The sequence below is a fragment of the Pseudomonas sp. E6002 genome (assembly GCF_013385565.1).
Lineage (GTDB): Bacteria > Pseudomonadota > Gammaproteobacteria > Pseudomonadales > Pseudomonadaceae > Aquipseudomonas.
The window spans coordinates 1-447 of record NZ_JACAPT010000076.1 but is presented as its reverse complement, the minus strand read 5'-3'; the positions used below and the strand labels follow the sequence as shown (position 1 = coordinate 447).

At 61.7% G+C, this 447-nt stretch carries 1 pseudogene; it reads right to left on the bottom strand.

Annotation, left to right across the window (positions count from 1 at the left end):
• Nucleotides 1-447, bottom strand: a pseudogene (locus HX815_RS31490) (type IV secretion protein Rhs); the annotation flags it as partial.

Sequence of the window (447 nt, the reverse complement as noted above, 5' to 3'; positions counted from 1 at the left end):
TGCTGGCGTTGGTGTTCGCGGCCGGATTTGAACAGGTGCGAGGTGAGCAGGCTGCCATTCAGTTCGACGGTGGCGAGGTCGCCACCTTTGTCGTGGTGGAAGGCGAGGCGGTTGTTGTCTGGCAGCCGCAGGTAGTTGAGTTGCCCGCATTCGTCGTAGCGGTAGCGCAACGTGCCCCAGCCCTGGTGTTCGGCGGTGAGGCGGTTTTGCAGGTCGTATTCGTAATGCAGCGGCCAATGACCGTCGTCGACGCTGAGGAGATTGCCGAGGCGGTCGTAGGTGTAATCGACAATGCTGCGGTCGGGCAGGGTTTTTCTTACGAGGCGACCGGCAGCATCGCGCGCATAACCGGTAACCAACTGACTGCCGTCATCGCCGTATTCGGTCTTTTCCAGCAGATGCCCGGCGAGGTCGTAGGCATAGGCGGTGCGGCGCCCATCAAACCCG